Origin of the sequence: Streptomyces sp. CC53 (assembly GCF_001865245.1) — a bacterium.
Taxonomy (GTDB): domain Bacteria; phylum Actinomycetota; class Actinomycetes; order Streptomycetales; family Streptomycetaceae; genus Streptomyces.
Window position 1 is genome coordinate 1 of record NZ_MKXB01000124.1, and the last position, 22,763, is coordinate 22,763.

Here is a 22,763-nt window from a genome sequence, read left to right on the forward strand (position 1 = left end):
GGCCACCGCGGCGGCGGCGAACGCGTAGGCGGGGGTGCTGCCGTCGGGCGCGGTGACGTACGCGAACGCCGCGGACAGCACGGCGAGCCCGCGGGCGGTGCGGCCGCGCCACGCGGTGGCGGCCAGCAGCGGCACGGCCCACAGCAGGTACCAGGGCTGGACGACCGGGGAGAGCAGGACCAGGACGAGCAGGGCGAGGCCCAGCGCCTTGACGGGGTCCAGCAGTCCGCGCAGCACGTGGGCGGCGAGGTAGGCGATGAGGACGAGGGCCAGGGTGAGGCCCATCGCCTGGACGGCCCGCTTCACGGGGTCGGGGTGGGTGCCGGAGAAGTAGTGCATCGAGCGGCCCAGGGCGTAGCCGAGGTCGCTGCTGAACGACAGCGCGGTGTGGATGGAGCCGGCGACGCTCTGCGTGCGCAGCCAGCCGAAGCCGGTGCCGGCGGCGAGGGTCGCGGCGACCGCCGTGGCCGCGGCGACGGAGCCGGGGCCCAGCAGGGCCTTCGCGACGCGCCGTATCGGCGGGCCCGCGGCCTCGCGGCCGACGACGACGCCGATGAAGAGCAGACCGAGGGCGGCCGGGGACTTCACCAGCATGGCGAGGCCGACGAGGGCGCTGCCCGCGACCCAGTGGCGGCCGCGCAGGGCGAGCGCGGCGGCCGCGAGGAGCAGAGCGGCCATCAGCCCGTCGTTGTGCATGCCGCCGACGACGTGGATGAGGAGCAGCGGGTTGAGGACGCCGAGCCAGAGGGCGCCGTTGCGGGCGCCGCCGGGGGCGAGGCGGAGCAGCGCCCACACGGCGAGGGCGAGGGAGGCGACGGCGACGAGCCGCATGCCGAGCACCGCCGGAACGATCCTCCCGTCGGTGGCCAGGGTGACGCCCTGCGCGACCAGGAGGAAGACCGGCCCGTAGGGTGCGGGCGTGTCGGTCCAGTGGCCGCCGACGCTGGCGGCGGCGTCGCCGCCGAGGCCGGCCGGGTCGAGGACGGAGGGCCCGGCGGCGTACACGTCGTGGCCCTCGACGACCATGGCGCCCTGCGCGATGTAGCTGTACACGTCGGCGCTGTACAGCGGCGGCGCGACGAGCAGCGGGGCCGCCCAGCAGGCGAGGGTGGCGAGGGTGTCGCGGACCCGGACGGCGGACGGGCGCAGGACGAGCAGCCGCCCGTACCGCCACCAGGCGACGACGAGGAGGGTCAGTCCGACGTAGGCGAGGAGCGTCCCGGCCTCGGCGGCGCGGGCCCCGCGGGGCAGCCACAGGCCCCAGGGGTCGCGCTCGGGCAGCGTGCCGGCCGCCCAGCCGCCGACGGCCACGGCGGCGGAACCGACCACACCGAGCCGGCGGCAGCCGGCGACGCTCAAGGACCACATGGGCGACCAACCTACCCGTGCGGGGGGTGCCGCCGTGACGGGTCGCCGCGCCCCACGTGGCGCAAAACACGAGGCGTGCCCGCCGCCGCCCCCGTAAGCTCGCGGACATGCAGGTCATCCAGTCCACGAAGCTCGCCAACGTCTGCTACGAGATCCGTGGCCCGGTGCTCGACGAGGCGATGCGGCTGGAGGCGGCGGGCCACCGCATCCTCAAGCTCAACACCGGCAACCCGGCGGCCTTCGGCTTCGAGTGCCCGCCCGCCATCCTCGAGGACATGCTGCGCAACCTCGGTGACGCGCACGGCTACGGCGACGCCAAGGGCCTGCTGTCGGCGCGCCGCGCGGTGATGAGCCACTACGAGACGAAGGGCATTCCGCTGTCCGTCGAGGACATCTACCTCGGCAACGGTGTGTCCGAGCTGATCCAGATGGCGATGCAGGCACTGCTGGACGACGGGGACGAGGTGCTCGTCCCCGCGCCGGACTACCCGCTGTGGACGGCGTCGGTGGCGCTCGCCGGGGGTACGGCGGTGCACTACCGCTGCGACGAGCAGGCCGACTGGATGCCGGACCTCGCGGACATCGAGCGCAAGGTCACGGACCGCACGAAGGCCCTCGTCATCATCAACCCGAACAACCCGACGGGCGCGGTCTACGACGACGAGATGCTGCGCGGGCTGACGGAGATCGCCCGCCGCCACAACCTGGTCGTCTGCTCGGACGAGATCTACGACAAGATCCTCTACGACGGGGCGACGCACACCCCGACCGCCGCCATCGCACCGGACCTGCTGTGCCTGACCTTCAACGGCATGTCGAAGAACTACCGGGTGGCGGGCTACCGCAGCGGCTGGCTCGCGGTCTGCGGCCCGAAGGCGCACGCCTCGTCGTACATCGAGGGGCTGACCATCCTGGCCAACATGCGGCTGTGCGCGAACATGCCGGCGCAGCACGCGATCGCCGCCGCGCTCCAGGGCCGCCAGTCCGTCGAGGCGCTCGTCGCGCCGGGCGGCCGGCTGCTGGAGCAGCGGGACGCGGCGTACGAGCGGCTCATCGACATCCCGGGGGTGACCTGCGTGAAGCCGAAGGGGGCCCTCTACCTCTTCCCGCGTCTGGACCCGGCCGTCTACAAGATCAAGGACGACCGGCAGATGGTCCTGGACCTGCTGCGGGCCGAGAAGATCATGGTGGTGCACGGCACGGGCTTCAACTGGCACGAGCCGGACCACTTCCGCATCGTGACGCTGCCGAACGCGAAGGACCTGACGGACGCGGTGAACCGCATCGGGAACTTCCTGGACGGTTACGGGCAGCACTGACACGAATACTTAGTACGGGCTCAACTTTAGACTGAATCCAAGATAGGATGGCCTTCTCGCAGTGAGCAGGAAGGCCATCCCCCCATGTACGAACCGATCCGCAGCAAGTCGGTCCACCAGATGGCCGACCCCGACCAGGGACAGTTCCCCCACCGCTCCCGCGAGGAGGAACTGGACATCCAGCTGGCCGGGCACCTCGCCGCTCTGCTCGCCGTCACCGACGAACTCGGCGACGACGCGGCCGCCGAGCGCATCGCGCAGCAGGTCGCCCGGCTCCGCGGTGCCCCGCCGGCCCGGCACGCCGGCCTGACCGGAGCGGACACGTCCGCGCTGCACCGCAGGGCACACGCCCTGGCGGGGCGCGCCCTCGTCGTCGCGGCCTCCCGCGCCGACACCGCCGTCGCGATCCTCGCCGCCGAGCGCATGGACGCGCACACCGCCGCACTGGGCGACAGCAGCCTGGTCGGCACCCCCTGACGGCCCCGGTCCGCGCTCGCGGAAGGCGCGCGGACCGGGTTGCCACCCTCCCCCACGCACCCGTGCACACGGCAAGACCCCCGGAGCGACGCCAGTGTCGCTCCGGGGGTCGTCTGCCGCGGCCGGCCGGATGACTCCACAGGTCAGGGCGAGGTCGGTACGGACCGGCCGCGGGGCTCCTCCGGGCCCACTCCGCCTCCGGGGCGCCTCAGGTGCGTCGACGGTCGGCCCTGCCCGGCGCTTCGCGCCTGAGCGTGACCTCCCCTTCGACCCCGACGCGCCCCTCCGGCTCCACGAGCGGCCCTCGCGCGGTCGGCTCAGCCGAGGCGGTCCACCAGGGCGCGGTACTCGTCCCACAGCTCCTTCGGCGTGTGGTCCCCGAAGGTGTCGAGGTGGCCGGGGATCAGCGCGGCCTCCTCACGCCACACCTCCGCGTCCACCTTCAGCAGGAAGTCCAGGTCCTTCTCGGCCAGTGCCAGCCCGTCGGTGTCGAGGGCCTCCCTGGTCGGCACGACGCCGATCGGGGTCTCGACGCCCTCGGCGCGGCCCTCCAGGCGCTCCACGATCCACTTCAGGACGCGGCTGTTCTCACCGAAGCCGGGCCACACGAACTTCCCGGCGTCGTTCTTGCGGAACCAGTTGACGTAGTAGATCTTGGGCAGCTTCGCCTGGTCCGCGCTCTGGCCCACCTTGAGCCAGTGCCCCATGTAATCACCCATGTTGTAGCCGCAGAACGGCAGCATCGCGAACGGGTCGCGGCGCAGCTCGCCGACCTTGCCCTCGGCCGCCGCGGTCTTCTCCGACGCGACGTTGGCGCCGAGGAACACGCCGTGCTGCCACGAGAACGCCTCGGTGACCAGCGGGACCGCGGTGGCGCGGCGACCGCCGAAGAGGATCGCGGAGATCGGCACGCCCTTGGGGTCCTCCCACTCGGGCGCGATGATCGGGCACTGCGCGGCGGGGACGGTGAACCGCGCGTTGGGGTGGGCGGCCGGCTCGTCGGAGGCCGGGGTCCAGTCGCGGCCCTTCCAGTCCGTCAGGTGCGCCGGCGGCTCCTCCGTCATGCCCTCCCACCACACGTCGCCGTCGTCGGTGAGCCCGACGTTGGTGAAGACCGCGTTGCCCCACAGCGTCTTCATCGCGTTGGCGTTGGTGTGCTCACCCGTGCCGGGCGCGACCCCGAAGAAGCCGGCCTCCGGGTTGATGGCGTACAGCCGCCCGTCCTCACCGAACCGCATCCAGGCGATGTCGTCGCCGATCGTCTCGACGGTCCAGCCGGAGATCGTCGGCTCCAGCATGGCGAGGTTGGTCTTGCCGCACGCGGACGGGAAGGCCGCCGCCACGTACTTCGCCTCGCCCTGCGGCGGGGTCAGCTTCAGGATGAGCATGTGCTCGGCCAGCCAGCCCTCGTCGCGGGCCATGACGGAGGCGATGCGCAGGGCGTAGCACTTCTTGCCGAGCAGCGCGTTCCCACCGTAGCCGGAGCCGAAGGACCAGATCTCGCGGCTCTCGGGGAAGTGGGAGATGTACTTGGTGGAGTTGCACGGCCACGGCACGTCGGCCTCGCCCGGCGCGAGCGGCGCGCCCAGGGTGTGCACGGCCTTCACGAAGAACCCGTCCGTGCCCAGCTCGTCCAGCACGGCCTGGCCCATGCGCGTCATCGTCCGCATGGAGACGGCGACGTACGCGGAGTCGGTGATCTCGATGCCGATCGCGGAGAGCGGCGAGCCGAGCGGCCCCATGCAGAACGGCACGACGTACATCGTGCGGCCGCGCATCGAACCCCGGAAGATCCCCCGCTCACCCGTGAAGACCTCGCGCATCTCGGCGGGGGCCTTCCAGTGGTTCGTCGGACCGGCGTCCTCCTCCTTCTCGGAGCAGATGTACGTCCGGTCCTCGACCCGGGCGACGTCCGTCGGGTCGGAGGCCGCGTAGTAGGAGTTCGGGCGCTTGACGGGGTCCAGTTTCCGGAACGTGCCCTTCTCGACGAGCTCCTCGCACAGGCGCTCGTACTCGGCCTCCGACCCGTCGCACCACACGACGGCGTCCGGCTGCGTGATCGCAGCGATCTCGTCGACCCAGGCGATCAGGGCCTGGTGCTTGGTGGGGGCGGTGGACTCGGTCTCGCGCGCCACGGTTGCTCCTTGTTGAGGGGTTTGTGGTTGTCGCCCCGTGGGGGCTGCGACCCGGACGCGGCGCCGCGGGATCCCCTTCGCGCTCATCCGGTGCCGACCGCACTCATTTGATCATCCGATGTCGTTGCGCATATGTCCAGAGGGCCTCTCACGTGAGCATCGCCACTCACCGCCTCCCCGGCTACGGGCGCGTAGGTAGCATTCCGCCATGACTGCCGCTGCGCCCGACACCACCGCGCCCGACGCGAACGACGACGCCGCCGCCCCCGCGGGGGGCTCCCCGCACCCGGACACCCCGCTCCACCCGCTCAAGCCCCGCCTGCGCGGCTGGCTGCACGCCGGGATGTTCCCCGCGGTGCTCATAGCGGGCATCGTGCTCACCGCGCTGGCCGACTCCACCCGGGGACGCATCGCCTGCGGGGTGTACGTCCTCACCGCGTGCCTGCTGTTCGGCGTGAGCGCCCTCTACCACCGGGGCAACTGGGGCCCGCGGGCCACAGCGGTGCTGCGACGGCTGGACCACGCGAATATCTTCCTCATCATCGCCGGGACGTATACCCCGCTGACGCTGCTGCTGCTCCCCGACTCCACCGCGCGGGTGCTGCTGTGGGCCGTCTGGGCCGCCGCGGCTGCGGGCATAGCGTTCCGGGTGTTCTGGGTCGGCGCGCCGCGCTGGCTGTACACGCCCTGCTACATCGCGATGGGCTGGGCCGCGGTCTTCTTCCTGCCGGACTTCCTGCGCACCGGCGGGATCGCCGTACTGGTCCTGGTCGTCGTGGGCGGCCTGCTGTACAGCGCCGGCGGTGTCGTCTACGGCTTCAAGCGGCCGAACCCGTCACCCCGCTGGTTCGGATTCCACGAGGTGTTCCACTCCTTCACGCTGGCCGCGTTCGTCGTGCACTACGTGGGCATCTCCCTGGTGGCCTACCAGCACGGGTGACCCCGTGAACGGCGTACGGGCGCCGGCCGGACCCGCGAGGACCGCCCGGCGCCCGGGAAACCCCACTGGGGCAAGGCACGCCGGGAAGCCCCACCCTGAAGGCACGCACACCGGGACGCCCATGAAGAGGCGGCCGCCGGGCACGCCGACCGGGAGACACCCGGGGGCACCCGCCGGCGACGACCCGTGCGCGCCTCCCGGGACGGACACCTGATCGCCCGCCGAGGACGGGCGACGGGGCGCCAGAGCGTCCGCCCCACCAGGAGGCGCGCTCTCCGGTTCAGTCGGACAGTTTCCCGGAAAGCCGCGACACATCCGTGGTCGGGGCGTCGCACACGAAGTGCCGGCACACGTACGCGGCGGGCCGCCCTTCGATCAGGCCCCGGTCCCTGAGCAGCGGGAACTCCTCACTGCCCGGCTCCCCGACGGCGACGACCGCGCCCGGCGCGGTGGCCAGCAGCGCGGCGCGGTGCAGCTCGCGTGTGGCACCGTCCTCGCGCCGCCCGACGACGGCGACCTCCCGAGGACCGTCCAGCAGCGCTTCGGCAGTGGCGAGCCCCCATCCGATGAACCGGGGCGCGCGCGGCCCCAGCGCCTTGACGACCCCGAGCGCACGCTCGGCCGCACTCCTGTGCGCCTCCGACCCGGTGTGCGCGCCGTAGGCGAGGAGCGCCCCCGCGGCAGCCGTCCACCCGGAGGGGGTGGCGTTGTCGGTGGGGTCCTGCGGCCGCCGGATCAACGGCTCCGCGTCGTGGGCGGTGTCGTACAGCGACCCGTCCTCGGCCCGGAACCGGTCGAGCACGATGTCCAGCAGGAATCCGGCGAACTCCAGCCACACGCCCTCACCGGTCACCGCGGCGAGCGCGAGGAAGCCCTCCGCCACGTCGCCGTAGTCCTCCAGCACGGCGGCGTGGGAGCCGGCCTGCCCGTCCCTGGAGGTGCGGGCGAGCCGCGCGGACTCGTCGAGGTGGACCCGCACGAGCAGGTCGGCGGCCTCGGTGGCCCGCTCGACGAGGTCGGGCCGGTCGAAGTAGGCGCCGGTCTCCGCGAGCGCGGCGACGGCGAGACCGTTCCAGGCGGCCACGACCTTGTCGTCCCGCCCGGGGCGGTGCCGCTCCTCGCGGGCGGCCAGCAGCCGCCGCCGGATGCCGTCGAGCCGCTCGGCGTCCGCGACACCGACGCCCTGCGGCAGTTGCAGCACCGAGGCGCCCTCCTCGAACGTGCCGTCCTCGGTCACCGCGAAGAACGCGGCGGCGTAGCGGGCGTCCTCCTCCCCGAGGACCTCGCGGAGCTGCCGGGGCGTCCACACGTAGAAGGCGCCCTCGACGTGCCGCCCGGTGCCGTCGTCGGAGTCGGCGTCGAGCGCGGAGGCGAACCCGCCCTCGGGCGTCCGCAGCTCACGCACCATGAAGTCGGCGGTCTCCAACGCCACCCGCCGGGCGAGCTCACTGCCGGTCGCCCGCCACAGGTGCGCGTACACGCGGCACAGGAGCGCGTTGTCGTAGAGCATCTTCTCGAAGTGGGGCACGACCCACTCGCGGTCCACGGAGTAGCGCGCGAACCCACCGCCGAGCTGGTCGTAGATGCCGCCGCGCGCCATGGCCTCACAGGTGTGCGCGGCCATGTGCAGGGCCCCCTCGGCGCCGGTCCTGGCGTGGTGCCGCAGCAGGAACTCGACCACCATGGACGGCGGGAACTTCGGCGCCCCTCCGAACCCGCCGTACCGCTCGTCGTACTCCCGGGTCAGCCCCAGCAGCGCCTGCGCCAGCTCCGCCTCGCGCGGCACCCCGCCGACGCCGCCGGCCGCCTCCAGGGTGAGGGACCGGCCGGACAGCTCCCGCACGATGTTGCCGGCGACCTCCCCGACCTCCTCGCGCCGGTCCCGCCAGGCGGCGGCCACCCCCTCCAGGACCTGCCGGAACGACGGCATGCCGTGGCGGGGCGCGGGCGGGAAGTACGTCCCGAAGTAGAAGGGCTCGGCGTCGGGCGTGAGGAACACGGTCATCGGCCACCCGCCCTGCCCGGTGGCGGCCTGCACGGCCTCCATGTACACGGCGTCCACGTCGGGCCGCTCCTCACGGTCCACCTTGACGGACACGAAGTGCTCGTTCAGGTACGCGGCCGTGTCATCGTCCTCGAAGGACTCGTGCGCCATGACGTGACACCAGTGACAGGCGGAATATCCGACGGACAGGAGGACGGGTACATTGCGCCGTTTCGCTTCCTCGAACGCCTCGGGTACCCACGGCCACCAGTCGACCGGGTTATCAGCGTGCTGAAGCAGATAAGGCGAGGTCACACCAGCCAGCCGGTTCATGCGCCCCAGCCTCTCACAGCGCCCGCCGCGACCGGTGAGGCACCGACGAGCCCGCCTCACTCGGCCGAATTGCACTTGTGCGCCATGACGTGGTGGGGCGACTCCTCCCCTTCCGAGTCGGGCGACCCGGCACCTCGGAACAGTAGGCTGGGCGCAGCAGCGCTGGACCTGCCGAGGCTCCTCGAAGGAGGTACACCATGACCGCCGAGATGGTGGCGCCCGCGTGGATGCACTCGCAGATCAGCGCGGAACAGTACGACTCCTGGTCCGAGGAGCAGTGCGCCGGCATCGAGATCGTGGACGGGATGGTCGTCGTGAGCCCGAGCGCCTCCAAGCGGCACAACCGGCTGGCGCGGATCCTGGCCAACGCCCTGGACGCCGCCGCGGGCCCGGACTGGAACGCCGACACGGACTTCGACGTCCGTCTGCAGGACGTTCCCCTCACCAACCGCCGTCCCGACGTCATCGTCTACCGGGCAGAGACCATCGATCTCACCCCCACCCGCCCCGAGCACGTACTCCTGGTCGTCGAGGTCGTGTCGCCCGGATCGGAGACCACCGACCGGATCGTGAAGGTGGACCAGTACGCCAAGGCCGGCATCCCCTTCTACTGGCGTGTCGAGCAGGCCGCCACCGGGGTGCCGATCGTGTACACCTACGTCCTCGACCCCGCCACCAAGGCATACCGGGACGGCGAGATGTTCACCGGCACAGTGCAGGCCACCGTGCCTTTCTCCATCACGGTCGATCTCGGGGACGTGTAAGGCGCCGAAAAGCCGCCCCGTCACGTTGGCGGACGGTCGCACCAACAGGGCAGCTGGAGGGCAGGGAAGGTAGGCCGATTCTCACGAGTCGATTCGCCATGCAGTCTGCCGCTCCAGGCAGGAAAGCCGCGTTGCGCTTCGATGCTGTACAAGCCTGGACTCGCTACCCCTCACTCGGTGTCGATGTCGGCCTCTCCGACCTCCTTGTCGGCTGACTTGATGCCCAGGCTCTCGATGAACTGCCGCTCCTTCGCGGCCAGTTCGTGCTGGCGGGCGAGGATGAACTCGGTGAACTCGTCGGCCTTGAGGTGCTCGATGGACGCGAGGCTGACTCCGTGCGAGTCCAGGATGTCGGTCCTCCCGTCCTCCGCGAGTCTGATGAGCGCCTGCCGGATTGACACACCCGCTGGCGTCGTCATGACGATCCGGTTGGCGGGACTGGACGCCCCTGGGACTCTGCTCTGGGTGATGACGTGTCGATAGGTCTCGCTGTGCGCTGTCGCCAACTGCTCCAGCACGTTGGCGGTGCCGCCGTCGGGGTTCTTCCGCTCTGGGAAGGTCTGCAGATCCCAGAGGAGGTAGGCGCGCACGCGCGCGCTGCGCAGGTCGAAGCGCTCGGGGCGACATCACCTACAACCGCTTCGGAGGCGGCGGAATCACGGACCTCATAGCCGCTGCGCCGACTGGACGCCGTGCTCGTCGTCCCGGGCGGACCAACCATGATTCAGCGGGATGAGGGCCGCGACCTGCTGCCTGCCGCTCTCAGGGGCGAGTGGCCCGTCGTCCTGGCCCGCACCGGCGCGGAGATCGATCGGGCAATTCGGGCTTCCTGGACGAACGGACGATAAACCCATTCTTGGTATGGACCACCGGGAACGGCCTCGCGAAGGGACCGGCCGCCCCTCGGTGGACGTCCACCTCAAGCCGGTCAATCCATCCAGGTGGCGCGCGGCTCTGACCGTCGACCGGTTCACCGGCAACCAGGAAGGCTCTCTCCATGTAATAGAGGTTGTCCTACACTCTGAGTATGAAGCCGACCCGAGCCGGGACCACTGAGAACATCTCCGTTTCCATGCCCGCAGAGCTGGTCAGCGAGCTCCGCTCGCGAACCGGTCGTCGCGGGCTGTCCAGCTACATCACCGAAGCCGTCAGGCACCAGCTCGCCATGGACGGACTCGCCGAGATCGTGGCGTCCCACGAGGAGGAGCACGGCGCGCTCACGAAGCAGGAGATCGAAGCCGCTCGTGGCGAGCTGTTCGGAGACGTGACCGCCGAGGATGTCGAGCGGGGCGCCGCGTGAAGGAGCAGCCGGCCCGCTCGCTGGTGCTCGACTCCGAGGCGCTCTCTCTGCTCCTGTGCAACGACCGCGGTATGGCGGCACGCATCGAGGCGTCGCGGCAGGCCGGGGTTCCCGTCCTCGTGTCCGCGCTGACCATTGTTGAAGCCGTGCACGGGAAGACCGATCTGGCGCGCTTGAAGTGGGTGCTCTCCCGGCTGCGAGTGGAACCGGTCAGCCAGGAGGACTCCCTGACCGCGGTGGGGCTGCTTCAGGACGCAGGCGGGCTGCACGGGCACAAGTACGCCATCGACGCCCTCGTCGCCGCGCTCGCGCTACGCGTCCCGGCCCCCGTGATCGTCCTGACCTCCGACCGGGACGACTGGTCGAAACTCTGCGGGAAGCGCGTGATCATCAGAGAGGTGTGAGCACCGCCGACTACTGGGTTCGCGAGTCCACTGGCACCAGTGGCAGGCGGAGTATCCGACGGACAGGAGGACGGGAACGTCGCGCCGACGAGCCTCTTCGAACGCGTCAGCCTCCCATGGCCACCAGTCGACGGGGTTGTCCGCGTGCTGGAGGAAGTACGGGGACGTGGCCTGCGCGAGTCGATTGGGCACGGCCCCATCCTTGTGCACCGGTCTCCGCCGCGCCCATGCGCCACAGCAACGTGGGCGAGGCGGCGGGGTGTCGGCCGGCATGTGCGGGCCCCGCCGCGGGGCCGGAGGGGAGGGTGCAGCGCGCCGAGGCAGCGGTGGTGGCCTACTGCCACGAGAAGAGCCGGAAGGAAAGGCGGAGCGTCGTGGTGCTGCCGAAGACGTTCGTCTCCTGGTACGCCAGGTACAGGCCAAGGCAGTCGCTCTGGCCGTCGACGACGTCCACCACGCGGAGGGAGTCCCTGTCGGAGTCGCAGTCGACGGGGACCGGGTCGATGTGGGCTGCGCCGCCCTCGTCGGCCATGCAGTCGCCCACCTCGACGTCGTCGGCCACGGTGCACCCGCTGAGAAGGAGCAGAGCGATCAAAGCTACCGCCCGGCACACGGCGATGCGCCTCATCGCGGCTCTCCCCCCGTCGCGGCCCTGACGACTCGCCATCACGAGGATCCTTCTCCGGCGCAGGGGTGGCGACCAGGGGTGCACCGGGTAGGTCACGGGGAGTCAAGTACCCGGTCCTGTGCAGGCAAGGCCGGTGTGGTGACAACCTCGCGTCCTGCGGTCCGCGCGCGTTCCCCCTGTCTGAACTCGCGTGGGGAAACGCCGTAGGCAGCCCGGAAGGCGCGGCTGAAGTGGGCTGCCGCCGTGAATCCGCAGCGGGTCGCGATCGCGTGGACGGGCATGCTGTGCAGAGCGGGATCGGCGAGTTCCCGGCGGGCCCGTTCGAGACGCTGCCGGCGGATGAGGGCGGCGACGGTGACGCCCTCATGCTGGAACATGCGGTGCAGGTGCCGGGGGGGAGACGTGGTGGGCCTCCGCCACGCTCTCAGCGGTGAGCCGGGGGTCATGAAGGTTGCGCAGGATGAAGGACCTGATGGCGAGGACGAGGTTGCGGGTGCGTGTCTCCGGTGGGAGGACGTCGTCGGTGCCGAGCTCATGGGAAAGCAGTCCGGCCACCAGGTCGAGCAGCATGCCGTTCAGCCGTGGCGCGTCCGTCGAACGGTAGGACGCCGTCTCCTCGCAGACGTGGGTGACGAACTGGGCCAGTAGGGCACCGAATCCCCGCCGGCCGGACAGCCGCCTGCCGGGCACGTCGTCCAGTGACTTGCCGCGGGGCAGGGGGAGCCGTGACCGTGGGATCTCCACGCCCACCCCCACCAGATGTTCGTGGTCGTCCGAGCGGACGTCGTAGGGGCGGGAGGTGTCGAGGAAGTAGATGTCGCAGGCGCCGTTCGTGCTGCGGTGTCCGCCGTGGTCGACGTGGATCGTCCCGCTCCCGGGCAGGAGGAGCGTCATGTGCAGGAGCTCGGGGTCGGACTGCCGGATCAGTCTGGGCGTGCGCCGGTACCGCGACGCGCTGAGGCTGACCGGCCACAGCCAGGAGTCCTCGAGGTACAGGAGCCGCTGGCGGGCCCAGAAGTCGTCGGGGCGCGGGCTGCTGATCTCCATGGGCGCCATGGTGCGCGCCACGCACTCCCGCCAGAAGGCGAAGCGGTCGGGCCGCGGAACGGTATCGGTCTGGAACGCCACCTCGGTCAGCAACGGGCTCCCCCTTTTCGTACGCCCGTGCCAGTCTGGCATCCGAGCGCGCCGGCCGGGCACGGCCCGCTTCCGGTCGGCGCGTCCCGCCGGGGCGGCAGGGGGTGCGCGCCGGACCGGGTCCGGCGGAGCGGGTCCGCGGGCCCGGTCCGGCCGGTCGGAAGTCCGCTCCGTGTGGGAGTGCCCCGCTTGCGCCGCGACGCGACGGACGGCCGGGAAGGCCACGCCCGGCCCGGCACGCTGGGCTGCGCGGGTCTGGCCTCCGCACGGGGAGCGGCGGCGGGCGCTGGTGGGGTGGTCGGCGGCTCCGGGCCCGGTCAACGGCGGAGGGGCCGGGTGAGCGCGCGGCTCCCGGCCCCTCGTGGGCGCGTCAACCCGTCGTCAGGCGCTGACGCGGTACGGGCCCTTGTTCGTCGTCCATCCAGTGGTCTTCCAAGCGGACCACTTGCCCTTGCCGTCGATGGCGCTGACGTTGATGATCGTCACCCCCTTCCGCTTGAGTGAGGCGTGCGAGCCCCAGCCGTCCCACTTGGTGTCCTTGGTCCTGAGGGAGACCCGGTACTTCCCTTTGCTCTTGCAGCCCTTGTACTCCGTCACGCCGAACCTGTCGGCCACCGTGCGGACCTTGCAGTCGAACTTCACGGTGGCGGTCTTGGCCTTGGCCTTGCCTGCGGCGGCCGCCTGCGCCGGCACGGCCAGCATGGTGCCGCACACCAGGGCCGACAGACCGGCGACGGCAGCAGCCCTCACATGCTTCGTCACGTGTTCCCCTCTCCATCCGCCCGGGCCCGGTCGACGTGCTCGGCCCGGGGCACTGTCGATCATCGCGGCGCGGGCGGCGAAGGGCTTGACCACCCGTGCCGAACTCTTGTCCTGGCGGGACGAACCGTTCCCCGGGGGCGGGCTCGGTGCCCGCCCCCGGGGAACGGGGCGCGAGCGGGGGCGGGGGCGGTGGACGGCAGTGAGTCGGCTCCCGGAGGCTCGGGGCGCCTCGTCGGCGCGGCGGGGCCGGGCGGACGGCGGGGCAGCGGCGCCGGAGACGGGAGGGTGCACGTCACGGCGTCCGGGGCTGCGGCCCGGCGGGGGCTGGCGGTCCGATTGCGGCTGGCGGTCCGCCTGGGAAGGCCGGTCCGACAACGGCGGGCAGGGCCACGGCGACGGGCGAGCGCGAGGGGCCAGGCGCCGGCGGGCCCAGCGGCCGGCGGGTGGCACCCCTGGTGCCAGGGGGGAGTGAGGCGGGCGGGCGCACCAGCGGGGGCCGTGCCCGGCGGTGCGTGTGGCCGGGCCTGCGGCGAGGCCGCAGGCCCGGGCGTCGCGGCGGCCCTGGTGTCCGGCGGGGCGGCAGGGGCGGCGGCCAGGAAGGCCGAGGAGGCGCGCCGCCGCGGGCCCGGGCTGGACCCGCAGAAACTGCCGGCATCTACGGAGGCGGCGGCCCCGATGGCGTCAGGGCCGCCTGAGGTGTCCGGGAGGACCGGCCCGCCGCAGACCCGTCTGCAGCGGGCCCCGCCGCAGACGGCGTGGGGCCTGCCGCCGGCTGGTGGCGCTACTGCTGGGGGGCGGGCTTCGCCGGAGTGCCGGGCTGGTCGGCCGGGGCGGCCGCCGTGCGCTCCTCGAAGTCGACGCGGTTCATGTGCCGGTTCATCGACTTCATCAGGGCCCACACGGCAAGTGCCATGACGGCGAAGACGATGAAGCCGAGCACGCCGGGCGTGACCTTGTTCGGGTCGAAGCTGTCGGCGGCCAGCGGGGCGAGCTGGGTCAGGGCCTGGTGTGCGCTCATGTCATGCATTGTCGCGGATACCCGCGAAGAGGTCGTCCTCGGGGAGGGACGTGCCGACGAGGGACGTGGCGAGCTCGTACTCCTCCGTGGGCCAGACCTCCTTCTGGATCTCCATCGGCACCCGGAACCAGCCGCCGTCGGGGTCGATCTGGGTGCGGTGCGCGATCAGCGCCCGGTCCCGGGTCTCGAAGAAGTCGGCGCACGGCACGAAGGTGGTGAGGGTGCGCTCCGCGCGCTCGAACTCATCCCAGCGCTTCAGCCACTCCCCGTACGGGGACTCCAGGCCGCGGTCCAGGAGGGCCTGGTGCAGGGCCTCGGTGCGGGGCCGGTTGAAGCCCTGGTTGTAGTAGACCTTCAGCGGCTGCCAGACCGGGCCGAACTCCTGCTCGGGGTACTTCTCGGCGTCGGTCGCCCCCTCGAACGCCACCATCGTGATCTTGTGGGTCATGATGTGGTCGGGGTGCGGGTAGCCACCGTTCTCGTCGTAGGTGGTGATCACCTGGGGGCGGAACGCGCGGATCGACTTCACGAGACGGCCGGCCGCCTTGTCGACGTCCTCCAGGGCGAAGCAGCCCTGCGGCAGGGGCGGCAGCGGGTCGCCCTCGGGGAGCCCGGAGTCCACGAAGCCCAGCCACTCCTGCTTGACACCCAGGATCTCGCGCGCCTCGTCCATCTCTTTGCGGCGCACCTCGTGGATGTTCTCCTCGATGTACGGGTCGCCCTGGAGCTTCGGGTTGAGGATGGAGCCGCGCTCGCCGCCCGTGCACGTCACGACGAGCACGTCCACCCCCTCGGACACGTACTTGGCCATGGTGGCCGCACCCTTGCTGGACTCGTCGTCGGGGTGGGCGTGCACTGCCATCAGGCGCAGCTGCTCAGTCAAGGCTGATCCTCAGTGATTGGTCATGTGGCTCGGCTTCTATAGTGACGGAATCGGCGCAGTGGCTATTCCGCCGTCCGGAGAACAGGACACGGACGGGGTGCGCGGGCGCGCCGGGCACGGACCGAGAGGAACGATCATGGGTGTGGCGGGCGAGAAGCTCCCCGAGGGCCGTTACGGCCGCTCCGCGGACGAGCGGACGGACCGCGGACTGAAGATCGTGGGTTCGGTGCTGGGTGTCGGCCTGCTCGCGCTGCTCGGCTGGTTCGGCTACCACCACGTCGGCGGGCAGTCGGTCAGCGGGGAGCTGATCAAGTTCGACCTCGCGGCGGCCGACCGGGTCGACGTGCACCTGGAGGTCCGCAAGCAGGACGGGGCCCGCGGCTACTGCACCGTGCGGGCGCTGGCGGTGGACGGCGCCGAGGTGGGCCGCAAGGAGTTCCGGTTCGACGAGCCGTCGAACCGCGTCGACCGGATCGTGAGCGTCCGTACCACGGAGCGGGCGACGTCGGCGGAGCTGCTGGGCTGCACGGCCGACTGAGGTCCTGTGGACCCGGGTCCCGTGAGGCGGGGCCCTGTGAGCCGGGGCCCTGTGGTCCAGTACCGGGGCGACACACCCGCCGAGGGTGGGAAGCGGTCCCGGGTCCGCCTCTGACCTGCGGAGTCGCAAATTCCGTGGGATACGTCCTCCCCCTTTGTCCGCGTCGTTGTTACGCTCGTGGTTTCGCCCTCCCGGGAAGGCCGCATCCTTACTGGTAGGGCGTTGCTTTGTATTCCCAGTACCGACGAGGAGCACCTGTGACCCAGACCAGCGAGAACGTCACCTGGCTCACCCAGGAGGCGTACAACCAGCTCAAGGCCGAGCTGGAGCACCTGTCTGGTCCCGCGCGAACCGAGATCGCTGCCAAGATCGCAGCTGCGCGTGAGGAGGGCGACCTGCGGGAGAACGGCGGGTACCACGCGGCCAAGGAAGAGCAGGGCAAGATGGAGCTCCGCGTGCGCCAGCTCACCCAGCTCCTGGAGCACGCGAAGGTCGGCGAGGCTCCGACCGACGCGGGCGTGGTGGCGCCCGGCATGGTCGTGACGATCGCGTTCGACGGCGACGAGGACGACACCCTGACGTTCCTCCTCGCTTCGCGCGAGTACGCCAGCGCGGACGTGGAGACGTACTCCCCGCAGTCCCCGCTGGGCAGCGGCGTGAACGGCAAGAAGGTCGGCGAGGACGCCCGGTACGAACTGCCGAACGGCAAGATGGCCTCCGTGCGCGTCCTGGACGCGAAGCCGTACCAGGGCTGACGCCCCTCTCGACGCCCGAAGGGCCGGCCCCGAGCGTGACGGGGCCGGCCCTTGGCCTTCGACGCGGGCGCGGTGCGGTCGCTGCGGAGGCCCGAGGAGCCCGCCTCGGGGCCGGAGGGCCGGATGCCCGAGGAGCCCGCCTCGGGGCCGGAGGGCCGGATGCCCGAGGAGCCCGCCTCAGGGCCGGAGGGCCGGATGCCCGAGGAGCCCGCCTCAGGGCCGGAGGGCCGGAGGGCCGGAGGGCCGGAGGGCCGGAGGGCCGGGGGCCCAGCAGGCCGCCACGCGCCACGGCCCCCAGGACGGCCGGACGGTGGAGGGCCGGACGGTGGAGGGCTGGACGGTGGAGGGCAGGTCGCCGTGGGCCCGTGGGGCCGCCCGGGTCAGGAGGCCGCCGAACGGTACTTCCGCACCGCCAGGGTGCGGAACACCGCGATGATCAGCAGTGACCAGGCGATGGACGCCACGACGGGGTGCTGCATGGGCCAGGCGTCGGACTGGGACACCCCCGGGTTGCCGAAGAGTTCCCGTGCGGCCTGGACGGTGGCGCTGAACGGGTTCCACTCCGCGACGTGCTGGAGCCACGGCGTCATCTGGGAGGAGTCCACGAACGCGATGGACACGAAGGTGACGGGGAACAGCCAGATCAGGCCGCCGGACGTGGCGGCCTCCGGGGTGCGCACGGACAGGCCGATGAGCGCACCGATCCAGGAGAACGCGTACCCCAGCAGGAGCAGCAGGGCGTAGGCGCCGAGTGCCTTGGGGATGCCCTCCTCGATGCGCCAGCCGACCAGCAGGGCGACGACGGTGAGGACGACGACGGTCAGAGTCGTCTGGACGAGGTCCGCGAGGGTGCGTCCGGTGAGGACGGCGCCGCGGGCCATGGGCAGGGACCTGAACCGGTCGACGAGGCCCTTGTGCATGTCGTCCGCGATGCCGGCGCCCGCGCCCGCCGTGGCGAAGGTGACGGTCTGCGCGAAGATGCCGGCCATCAGGAAGTTGCGGTAGACGGACGAGTCGGTGGTGCCGCCGATGGTCATGGAGCCGCCGAAGACGTAGCTGAACAGCACCACGAACATGATCGGCTGGATCAGCCCGAAGACGACCACCTCGGGGATCCTGACCATCCTGATCAGGTTCCTGCGGGCGACGACGAGGGAGTCGGCGACGGACCGGGCGTAAGCTCCGCGCCTGAGGCGCTCGACGGGCCGCCCGGTGTCGGTGAGGGTGGTCATCGCACAGTCTCCTTCTGCTCTCCGCCGTCCGTACGGGCCGCAGTGGCCGCAGTGTCCTCGGCCTCCGCCGCGTCCTCCTCGCCGTTGCCGGTGGGGGTCTCGGCCGCGTGGCCGGTGAGGGAGATGAACACGTCGTCGAGGGTGGGGCGGCGCAGCCCGATGTCGTCGATCTCGACGCCGCGCGCGTCGAGCTCGCGGATCACCTCGGCGAGCAGTCTGGCGCCGCCGGTGACGGGCACGGTCAGCCTGCGGGTGTGCTCCTCGACGGCCACGCCGGCGTCGGCCTGGCCGAAGCGGGCGAGGACCTCGCGGCCGGTGGGGATCTGCCCGGGCGTGTGGACGACCACCTCGACGCGTTCCCCGCCGGTACGGGCCTTGAGCTGGTCGGAGGTGCCGCGGGCGATGACCCGGCCGTGGTCGATCACGCAGATCTCATGGGCGAGGTGGTCGGCCTCCTCCAGGTACTGGGTGGTCAGCAGCAGAGTCGTCCCGCCGGCCACCAACTCCTGGATGACGTCCCACAGGGCCTGCCTGTTGCGCGGGTCGAGCCCGGTCGTGGGTTCGTCCATGAACATGACGGGCGGGGAGACGACGAGCGCGGCGGCCAGGTCGAGACGGCGGCGCATGCCGCCGGAGTAGGTCTTCACGGGCCGGTCGGCGGCGCCGGTGAGCTGGAACCGCTCCAGCAGCTCGGCGGCGCGCACCTTGGCCGCCTTCCCCGGCAACTGGTAGAGCTGCCCGACCATGTGCAGGTTCTCGCGGCCGGTGAGGTACTCGTCCACGGCGGCGAACTGGCCGGAGAGGCCGATGGAACGGCGTACCTCGTCGGGGTGCCTGAGGACGTCGACCCCCGCGACGACGGCCCGGCCGCTGTCGGGCCTCAGCAGTGTGGTGAGGACACGGACGGCAGTGGTCTTCCCTGCGCCGTTCGGCCCGAGAAGCCCGAGGACGGTGCCCTCCGGCACGTCCAGGTCCACGCCGTCCAGTGCTCGTACGTCGCCGAAGGTCTTGACCAGGCCCTCGGCGTGAATGGCGCCAGGCATGTACGCACTCCCCCTTACCTCCCGCGATGGCGGTGGCGATGGCGATGGGTCGTTTTGGGGCGATTCGCTAACCGCAGCTTAGGACGACCTCGGGGCGTCGACCCGGCGAACGGGAACAGCGGCCCACGCGACGGCGCAGGCCGACCGGAGCGGCGGGGCGAGAGGGGGCGGCGGCCGACACGGCGAACCTGGGGCAGGACGCAGAGGTGAGCCCTGCCTTGGAGGCATGGAGGCACGGAGGCATGGAGACCGGGCGCAGAGGTACGCAGGCCGGGGCAGGGGTGCCGCAGGCCGGCGGGCGGGGACGGCCCTGGCGGCAGTCGGGCGCGGCGCAGGCCGGCGGGCAGGGGCCGGCGCAGGCCCGGGGGCAGAGGCCGGCGCAGGCCCGGGGGCAGGGGCCGGCGCAGGCCGGGGGTCAGCCGATGACCGTGTAACCCGCCTTGTGCAGGGCCGCCTGGACGTCCGCGCAGTGGTCCGGGCCCTTGGTCTCCAGGTGCAGTTCCACCTCGACCTCGGTCAGCCCCAGCCGCGGGTCCGTCCGGACGTGGCCCACGTCCAGCACGTTCGCGTCCACGACGGTCAGCACGCCCAGCAGGTCGGCCAGCGCCCCCGGCCGGTCCGGCAGGCGCAGCCGCAGCGTGAGGTACCGACCGGCGGCCGCCATGCCGTGGCGCAGGATCCGCTGGAGCACGAGCGGGTCGACGTTGCCGCCCGACAGCACCGCCACGACGGGTCCCTCGAACGCCTCCGGTTCGCTCAGCAGTGCCGCGACGGGGCTGGCCCCGGCGGGTTCGACCACGAGCTTGGCCCGTTCCATGCACAGCAGCAGCGCCGACGACAGGGCGTCCTCAGACACGGTGCGGACCTCGTCGACCACGTCGCGCACCAGGTGGAACGGCACGTCGCCGGGGCGGCCCACCATGATCCCGTCGGCCATCGTCGACCCGCAGTGCACCGACACCGGCCGTCCCTTCGCCAGGGACTGCGGGTACGCGGCCGCGGCCTGCGCCTGCACGCCGACGACCCGCACGTCGGGCCGCAACGCCTTGACGGCGACGCCGATGCCGGCCGCGAGGCCACCGCCGCCCATGCCGACGACGATCGTCCGGACCTCGGGGCACTGCTCCAGGATCTCCAGGCCGACCGTGCCCTGCCCGGCGATGACGTCGGGGTGGTCGAAGGGGTGGATGAACACCGCGCCGGTGTCCCGTGCGTAGTCCTGCGCCGCGGCCAGCGTCTCGTCCACGACCTGCCCGGTGAGCCGCACTTCGGCGCCGTACTCGCGGGTCGCGGCGACCTTGGGCAGCGGCGCGCCGACGGGCATGAAGACGGTGGAGCGGACGCCGAGCAGGGAGGAGGCGAGGGCGACGCCCTGCGCGTGGTTGCCCGCCGACGCGGCGACCACCCCGGCGGCCCGCTCCTCCGGACGCAGCCCGGAGATCCGCACGTACGCGCCGCGCAGCTTGAAGGAGCCGGTGCGCTGGAGGTTCTCGCACTTCAGGTGCACCGGCCCGCCGACCAGCCCGGACAGGTGGCGGCTGCCTTCCAGCGGGGTCGTCCGGGCGACCCCCGCCAGCATCTTCCGGGCCCCCATGACGTCGTCGAGCAGGACGGCGGGCGGGGTGAGGTGCAAGGGGCGCGGGGTCCGGAAGGTCATGACAGCCAGTCTCGCAGCTCGCCGGGGCCCCTCAGCACCTCCGCGTCACGCCCCGGGGGCGCCGCGGGAACGGCTTCGGAAACGCTCTGGGAAGAGCTCGGTCTCGGATTCGACAGGGCCGGTACGCAGCGGCGACTTGGCGCGTACTCTGTCCCCCACCAAAACCGACCGCCGCACGAGAGAGCCTGCAGCCATGCCCACTTCCCAGGACATGACGACTACTGCGCTGTTCTCCCAGGGGGCGAGCCTTGAGCCCCCGGGTGACACCGCTCTTCTCGATGCCCTCCAGCACGAGGTGGCCGTCTTCGCCCGGCGGGCCGAGCAGACCCGCCTCGCCGGCACCGGTCAGCTCCGCAACTCGATGGACCGGGCCGCCTACCTGCTGCTGAACCGGCTCGACCAGGAAGGGCCCATGGGGGTGAAGGCCCTGGCGGCCGGCATGGGCATCGACTCCTCCACGGTGACCCGCCAGGTGGCGCCGCTCGTGGACACGGGCCTGGTGAAGCGCACCTCGCACCCGGAGGACGGGCGTGCGGTGGTGCTTCAGCTGTCGCCGCGCGGACAGGCCCGCCTGGAGGAGGTGCGGCTGTCCCGGCGGGACCTGATGGCACGGGTCACGGAGGGCTGGACGGCGGACGAGCGGGAGGCTTTCTGCACGCTGCTGACCCGCTTCAACTCGGCTCTCTCCGCACGTCAGACCGGACTGCCGGCAGTGGACCAGCCGGACCAGCCGTCGTCCTGACCCCGCCCGTCGCGACGGAACACGGCCGTTGACACACGAGTGGCGCCGCACCCCGGCGGGGGCGGCGCCACTCGTCGCGTGACGGGGTCGACTGCCGGGGCTATCCGAGCGCCTGGCGCAGGTCCTCCAGCAGGTCGTCGACGTTCTCGATGCCGACGGACAGCCGTACGAGGTCGCCGGGCACCTCCAGCGGGGAGCCGGCGGCGCTGGCGTGGGTCATGAGGTGCGGGTGCTCGATGAGCGACTCGACACCGCCCAGGGACTCGCCCAGGGTGAAGAGCTTCGCACGGTTGCAGACCTCGACGGCCGCCTGCTCGCCGCCGGCGACGCGGAAGGAGACCATGCCGCCGAAGTCGCGCATCTGCTTGGCGGCGACCTCGTGGCCCGGGTGCTCGGGCAGCCCCGGGTACAGGACCTGCGCGACCTTCGGGTGGCTGGTCAGCATGTCGGCGATGCGGGCGGCGTTCTGGCTGTGCCGGTCCATGCGCACCGCGAGGGTCTTGATCCCGCGCAGCACGATCCACGAGTCGAACGGCCCGGCCACGCCGCCCATCGCGTTCTGGTGGTAGGCGAGCTCCTCGCCCAGCCCCTCGTCGGCGGTGACGAGCGCGCCGCCGACCACGTCGGAGTGGCCGCCCATGTACTTGGTGAGGGAGTGCACGACGACGTCCGCGCCCAGCGACAGGGGCTGCTGGAGGTACGGCGAGGCGAAGGTGTTGTCGACGACGAGCCGTGCACCGGCGGTGCGGGCCACGTCGGCGAGCGCGGCGATGTCGCTGATGCCGAGCAGCGGGTTGGAGGGCGTCTCCACCCAGATGATCTTCGTGCGGTCGGTCACCGCGGCCCGCACCGACGCGGGGTCGGTGGTGTCGGCGACGGAGAACTCGACGCCCCAGCGCTGCAGCACCTTCGCGAAGAGGCGGAACGTGCCGCCGTAGGCGTCGTTCGGGATGACCAGGTGGTCGCCCGGCACGAGCAGGGTGCGCAGCAGCGTGTCCTCGGCGGCCAGGCCGGAGGCGAAGGCGAGGCCGCGGCGGCCGCCCTCCAGCGCCGCCAGGTTCTCCTCCAGCGCCGTACGGGTCGGGTTGGCGCTGCGGCTGTACTCGTAACCGCCGCGCAGCCCGCCCACACCGTCCTGCTTGTAGGTGGACACCTGGTAGATGGGCGGGACGACCGCGCCGGTCAGCGGGTCGGCGGTGTTGCCCGCATGGATGGCGCGGGTCTCGAAGTTCTGGTGGGTGTACGCGTCGTCGCTCATGCCACGAGAGTAATCCTGCGGCGGTGCCTACGGCCCGCAGTTGCCTTGAGCCGCGGCGGAGCCCGGCTGGTGCCGTCGTTCGAGGG

23 protein-coding genes and 1 pseudogene are annotated in these 22,763 nt (G+C 72.0%); 9 read left to right on the top strand and 15 right to left on the bottom strand.

What is annotated here, in order from left to right; genetic code table 11:
* Positions 1-1,368, bottom strand: a 1,368-nt coding sequence (gene mptB, locus BJP40_RS11815; protein WP_071280338.1) for a polyprenol phosphomannose-dependent alpha 1,6 mannosyltransferase MptB, incomplete at its 3' end; no start/stop codon positions are given.
* A gap of 107 nt (positions 1,369-1,475) precedes the next feature.
* On the opposite strand from mptB, the gene BJP40_RS11820 reads away from it, so the two are divergent.
* Together BJP40_RS11820 and BJP40_RS11825 are read left to right on the top strand one after the other, a co-directional pair.
* Entirely contained in the window at positions 1,476-2,687 is a 1,212-nt protein-coding gene (locus BJP40_RS11820; RefSeq protein WP_071263896.1) for a pyridoxal phosphate-dependent aminotransferase, read from the top strand.
* 84 nt (positions 2,688-2,771) lie between these two features.
* Positions 2,772-3,164: a hypothetical protein gene (locus tag BJP40_RS11825; protein ID WP_071263895.1), complete on the top strand. Its 393-nt coding sequence runs from the start codon at positions 2,772-2,774 to the stop codon at positions 3,162-3,164.
* 317 nt (positions 3,165-3,481) lie between these two features.
* Here the strand turns inward: BJP40_RS11825 and BJP40_RS11830 are convergent, their stop codons facing one another.
* Positions 3,482-5,299, bottom strand: coding sequence for a phosphoenolpyruvate carboxykinase (GTP) (locus tag BJP40_RS11830; protein WP_071280339.1), 1,818 nt, complete (start codon positions 5,297-5,299; stop codon positions 3,482-3,484).
* Positions 5,300-5,507: 208 nt separating this feature from the next.
* Between BJP40_RS11830 and BJP40_RS11835 the strand changes: the two genes are divergently transcribed.
* Entirely contained in the window at positions 5,508-6,239 is a 732-nt protein-coding gene (locus BJP40_RS11835) for a hemolysin III family protein (protein WP_071280340.1), read from the top strand.
* 280 nt (positions 6,240-6,519) lie between these two features.
* Here the strand turns inward: BJP40_RS11835 and BJP40_RS11840 are convergent, their stop codons facing one another.
* Positions 6,520-8,556, bottom strand: coding sequence for a thioredoxin domain-containing protein (locus BJP40_RS11840; RefSeq protein WP_071280341.1), 2,037 nt, complete (start codon positions 8,554-8,556; stop codon positions 6,520-6,522).
* A 197-nt stretch (positions 8,557-8,753) separates the two neighbouring features.
* On the opposite strand from BJP40_RS11840, the gene BJP40_RS11845 reads away from it, so the two are divergent.
* Entirely contained in the window at positions 8,754-9,320 is a 567-nt protein-coding gene (locus BJP40_RS11845) for a Uma2 family endonuclease (protein WP_071269145.1), read from the top strand.
* Between the two features lie 170 nt (positions 9,321-9,490).
* On the opposite strand, the gene BJP40_RS11850 is transcribed toward BJP40_RS11845, so the two are convergent.
* Positions 9,491-9,910 carry a hypothetical protein gene (locus BJP40_RS11850; RefSeq protein WP_071269144.1) on the bottom strand — a complete coding sequence of 140 codons (420 nt, stop codon included), beginning with the start codon at positions 9,908-9,910 and terminating at the stop codon, positions 9,491-9,493.
* Between the two features lie 437 nt (positions 9,911-10,347).
* On the opposite strand from BJP40_RS11850, the gene BJP40_RS11855 reads away from it, so the two are divergent.
* The gene (locus BJP40_RS11855) at positions 10,348-10,620 is read left to right on the top strand and encodes a hypothetical protein (RefSeq protein ID WP_071280358.1); all 273 of its coding nucleotides are present in this window, start codon (positions 10,348-10,350) and stop codon (positions 10,618-10,620) included.
* Positions 10,617-11,024, top strand: a complete 408-nt coding sequence (locus tag BJP40_RS11860) for a PIN domain-containing protein (protein ID WP_071280342.1) — start codon at positions 10,617-10,619, stop codon at positions 11,022-11,024. The genes BJP40_RS11855 and BJP40_RS11860 overlap by 4 nt, the downstream gene beginning before the upstream one ends.
* A 33-nt stretch (positions 11,025-11,057) precedes the next feature.
* Here BJP40_RS11860 and BJP40_RS31660 read toward each other — a convergent pair.
* The 7 genes and pseudogenes from BJP40_RS31660 to mca form a co-directional block, all read right to left on the bottom strand.
* A pseudogene (locus BJP40_RS31660) lies at positions 11,058-11,216 on the bottom strand (DUF255 domain-containing protein); the annotation flags it as partial.
* Between the two features lie 142 nt (positions 11,217-11,358).
* Positions 11,359-11,652 carry a hypothetical protein gene (locus BJP40_RS11865; protein WP_143065936.1) on the bottom strand — a complete coding sequence of 98 codons (294 nt, stop codon included), beginning with the start codon at positions 11,650-11,652 and terminating at the stop codon, positions 11,359-11,361.
* Positions 11,653-11,744: 92 nt separating this feature from the next.
* Entirely contained in the window at positions 11,745-12,098 is a 354-nt protein-coding gene (locus BJP40_RS35450; RefSeq protein ID WP_226962491.1) for a helix-turn-helix domain-containing protein, read from the bottom strand.
* The gene (locus BJP40_RS11870; RefSeq protein WP_226962492.1) at positions 12,016-12,792 is read right to left on the bottom strand and encodes an AraC family transcriptional regulator; all 777 of its coding nucleotides are present in this window, start codon (positions 12,790-12,792) and stop codon (positions 12,016-12,018) included. Before BJP40_RS11870 ends, BJP40_RS35450 begins: the two co-directional genes overlap by 83 nt.
* Before the next feature lie 378 nt (positions 12,793-13,170).
* Positions 13,171-13,551: a hypothetical protein gene (locus BJP40_RS11875; protein WP_071280344.1), complete on the bottom strand. Its 381-nt coding sequence runs from the start codon at positions 13,549-13,551 to the stop codon at positions 13,171-13,173.
* Between the two features lie 781 nt (positions 13,552-14,332).
* The gene (locus BJP40_RS11880; RefSeq protein ID WP_071280345.1) at positions 14,333-14,569 is read right to left on the bottom strand and encodes a hypothetical protein; all 237 of its coding nucleotides are present in this window, start codon (positions 14,567-14,569) and stop codon (positions 14,333-14,335) included.
* 1 nt (position 14,570) lies between these two features.
* Positions 14,571-15,452, bottom strand: coding sequence for a mycothiol conjugate amidase Mca (gene mca, locus BJP40_RS11885; RefSeq protein ID WP_071268004.1), 882 nt, complete (start codon positions 15,450-15,452; stop codon positions 14,571-14,573).
* 136 nt (positions 15,453-15,588) lie between these two features.
* Between mca and BJP40_RS11890 the strand changes: the two genes are divergently transcribed.
* Positions 15,589-15,990: a DUF4307 domain-containing protein gene (locus tag BJP40_RS11890; RefSeq protein ID WP_071268002.1), complete on the top strand. Its 402-nt coding sequence runs from the start codon at positions 15,589-15,591 to the stop codon at positions 15,988-15,990.
* Between the two features lie 257 nt (positions 15,991-16,247).
* Positions 16,248-16,745: a transcription elongation factor GreA gene (greA, locus tag BJP40_RS11895; protein WP_071280346.1), complete on the top strand. Its 498-nt coding sequence runs from the start codon at positions 16,248-16,250 to the stop codon at positions 16,743-16,745.
* 380 nt (positions 16,746-17,125) lie between these two features.
* Here the strand turns inward: greA and BJP40_RS11900 are convergent, their stop codons facing one another.
* The 3 genes from BJP40_RS11900 to ilvA all read right to left on the bottom strand — a co-directional run bounded on the left by BJP40_RS11900 (position 17,126) and on the right by ilvA (position 20,677).
* Positions 17,126-17,977 carry an ABC transporter permease gene (locus tag BJP40_RS11900; protein WP_071280347.1) on the bottom strand — a complete coding sequence of 284 codons (852 nt, stop codon included), beginning with the start codon at positions 17,975-17,977 and terminating at the stop codon, positions 17,126-17,128.
* Positions 17,974-19,020 carry an ATP-binding cassette domain-containing protein gene (locus BJP40_RS11905; protein ID WP_071280348.1) on the bottom strand — a complete coding sequence of 349 codons (1,047 nt, stop codon included), beginning with the start codon at positions 19,018-19,020 and terminating at the stop codon, positions 17,974-17,976. The genes BJP40_RS11900 and BJP40_RS11905 overlap by 4 nt, the downstream gene beginning before the upstream one ends.
* 415 nt (positions 19,021-19,435) lie before the next feature.
* Positions 19,436-20,677 carry a threonine ammonia-lyase gene (ilvA, locus tag BJP40_RS11915; RefSeq protein ID WP_071280350.1) on the bottom strand — a complete coding sequence of 414 codons (1,242 nt, stop codon included), beginning with the start codon at positions 20,675-20,677 and terminating at the stop codon, positions 19,436-19,438.
* A 193-nt stretch (positions 20,678-20,870) separates the two neighbouring features.
* On the opposite strand from ilvA, the gene BJP40_RS11920 reads away from it, so the two are divergent.
* Complete coding sequence (locus BJP40_RS11920) at positions 20,871-21,419, top strand: MarR family transcriptional regulator (protein ID WP_079169165.1); 549 nt, start codon at positions 20,871-20,873, stop codon at positions 21,417-21,419.
* 100 nt (positions 21,420-21,519) lie between these two features.
* On the opposite strand, the gene BJP40_RS11925 is transcribed toward BJP40_RS11920, so the two are convergent.
* Positions 21,520-22,677, bottom strand: a complete 1,158-nt coding sequence (locus BJP40_RS11925) for a cystathionine gamma-synthase (protein ID WP_071280351.1) — start codon at positions 22,675-22,677, stop codon at positions 21,520-21,522.
* Between the last annotated feature and the right edge of the window lie 86 nt (positions 22,678-22,763).